The sequence below is a fragment of the Planktosalinus lacus genome (assembly GCF_014640155.1).
GTDB classification, from domain to species: domain Bacteria; phylum Bacteroidota; class Bacteroidia; order Flavobacteriales; family Flavobacteriaceae; genus Planktosalinus; species Planktosalinus lacus.
This window is the reverse complement of sequence record NZ_BMGK01000021.1, coordinates 1-2,924: the sequence shown is the minus strand read 5'-3', so window position 1 is coordinate 2,924 and position 2,924 is coordinate 1. Positions and strand designations below refer to the sequence as shown.

Below are 2,924 nucleotides of genomic sequence, written 5' to 3'. Positions count from 1 at the left end.
TTAAAGAGTTAGCTCCCTCCCTGTCTTGCAACAGGGAGGAGGCGGTGTACATAAGCTTACGGGTTATTAGTATCACTCGGCTATGACATTACTGCCTTTACACCTGTGACCTATCAACGTGGTAGTCTCCCACGACCCTTTAAAGAAATCTCATCTTGTGGTGGGTTTCGCGCTTATATGCTTTCAGCGCTTATCCCTTCCCGACGTAGCTACCCAGCAATGCTCCTGGCGGAACAACTGGTACACCAGCGGTCAGTCCAACTCGGTCCTCTCGTACTAGAGTCAGATCCACTCAAATTTCTTACGCCCGCTGTAGATAGAGACCGAACTGTCTCACGACGTTCTGAACCCAGCTCGCGTGCCACTTTAATGGGCGAACAGCCCAACCCTTGGGACCTTCTCCAGCCCCAGGATGTGACGAGCCGACATCGAGGTGCCAAACCCCCCCGTCGATGTGAGCTCTTGGGGGAGATCAGCCTGTTATCCCCGGCGTACCTTTTATCCTTTGAGCGATGGCCCTTCCATGCGGAACCACCGGATCACTATGCTCTACTTTCGTACCTGATCGACCTGTATGTCTCTCAGTCAAGCTCCCTTATGCCATTGCACTCTACGCACGGTTACCAAGCGTGCTGAGGGAACCTTTAGAAGCCTCCGTTACTCTTTTGGAGGCGACCACCCCAGTCAAACTACCCACCAAGAACTGTCCCCCGCTTAGGCGGGGTTAGGCTTCAAATAAGTAAAGGGTGGTATTTCAACAATGACTCCACAACGCCTGGCGACGCCGCTTCATAGTCTCCCACCTATCCTACACATTACTTATCCAAAGTCAATACTAAGCTATAGTAAAGGTGCACGGGGTCTTTTCGTCCCACAGCGGGTAATCGGCATCTTCACCGATACTACAATTTCACCGAGCTCATGGCTGAGACAGTGTCCAGATCGTTACACCATTCGTGCAGGTCGGAACTTACCCGACAAGGAATTTCGCTACCTTAGGACCGTTATAGTTACGGCCGCCGTTTACTGGGGCTTCAATTCAATGCTTCTCCGAAGATAACATCTCCTCTTAACCTTCCAGCACCGGGCAGGTGTCAGGCCCTATACTTCATCTTTCGATTTTGCAGAGCCCTGTGTTTTTGATAAACAGTCGCCTGGACCTCTTCACTGCGGCCTCTCAATCGCTTGAGAGGCGACCCTTCTCCCGAAGTTACGGGTCTATTTTGCCTAGTTCCTTAGCCATGAATCTCTCGAGCACCTTAGAATTCTCATCCCAACTACCTGTGTCGGTTTGCGGTACGGGCTGCTTCACTCGCTTTTCTTGGAAGTCGCTACTCTGGATTATCACCGCAGCCGTAGCCTTAGTGTACTATCGCCGTGTTACCACTGGCTTCAACGTGCTATTCCGTCAGCACGCACCAAATTTACGCCTCCGTCACTTTTAACGTGAGCAGGTACAGGAATATTAACCTGTTGTCCATCCACTACCCCTTTCGGGTTCGCGTTAGGCCCCGACTAACCCTCAGCTGATTAGCATAGCTGAGGAAACCTTAGTCTTTCGGTGTGCGGGTTTCTCGCCCGCATTATCGTTACTTATGCCTACATTTTCTTTTCTAATTAGTCCAGCATACCTTACAGTACACCTTCAACCCCATTAGAATGCTCCCCTACCAGATCCGCCAAAGGCGGAAATCCATAGCTTCGGTAGTATATTTATGCCCGATTATTATCCATGCCGGATCGCTCGACTAGTGAGCTGTTACGCACTCTTTAAATGAATGGCTGCTTCCAAGCCAACATCCTAGCTGTCTGTGCAATCCAACCGCGTTTCTTCAACTTAATATACATTTTGGGACCTTAGCTGATGGTCTGGGTTCTTTCCCTCTCGGACATGGACCTTAGCACCCATGCCCTCACTGCTGATCATCATTTTATAGCATTCGGAGTTTGTCAGGAATTGGTAGGCGGTGAAGCCCCCGCATCCAATCAGTAGCTCTACCTCTATAAAACTATATATCAACGCTGCACCTAAATGCATTTCGGGGAGTACGAGCTATTTCCGAGTTTGATTGGCCTTTCACCCCTACCCTCAGGTCATCCCAAGACTTTTCAACGTCAACGGGTTCGGTCCTCCACTATGTGTTACCACAGCTTCAACCTGCCCAAGGGTAGATCACACGGTTTCGCGTCTAACACTACTGACTAAAGCGCCCTATTCAGACTCGCTTTCGCTACGGATCCATGACTTAATCACTTAACCTCGCCAGCAACGTTAACTCGTAGGCTCATTATGCAAAAGGCACGCCGTCACCCGCCAATGGCAGGCTCCGACCGCTTGTAAGCGTATGGTTTCAGGTTCTATTTCACTCCGTTATTCACGGTTCTTTTCACCTTTCCCTCACGGTACTGGTTCACTATCGGTCTCTCAGGAGTATTTAGCCTTAGCGGATGGTCCCGCCAAATTCATACAGGATTTCTCGTGTCCCGCACTACTCAGGATACTGCTATGGTTTATGATCTTTACTTGTACAGGGCTATCACCTTCTTTGGCCAAGCTTTCCAACTTGTTCTAATTCATTACACAACCAATGTCGCAGTCCTACAACCCCAATATTGCCGTAACAACACTGGTTTGGGCTAATCCGCGTTCGCTCGCCGCTACTTACGGAATCACTTTTGTTTTCTTCTCCTCCGGGTACTTAGATGTTTCAGTTCCCCGGGTTTGCCCCAGCCTTACGGCCGGTACTATGTCTTCAACATAGTGGGTTGCCCCATTCGGATATCTGCGGATCAATTTGTATGTGCCAATCCCCGCAGCTTTTCGCAGCTTATCACGTCCTTCTTCGCCTCTGAGAGCCTAGGCATTCCCCATACGCCCTTACTTTGCTTATTGTACTTTTTGCTCTTTAATGAGTTTAATTATT

At 49.6% G+C, this 2,924-nt stretch carries 1 rRNA gene; it reads right to left on the bottom strand.

The annotated features are described in order from the left end of the window. Positions 1 to 46: 46 nt before the first annotated feature. A 23S ribosomal RNA gene (locus IEV69_RS13680) occupies positions 47 to 2,893 on the bottom strand. Positions 2,894 to 2,924: the final 31 nt, after the last annotated feature.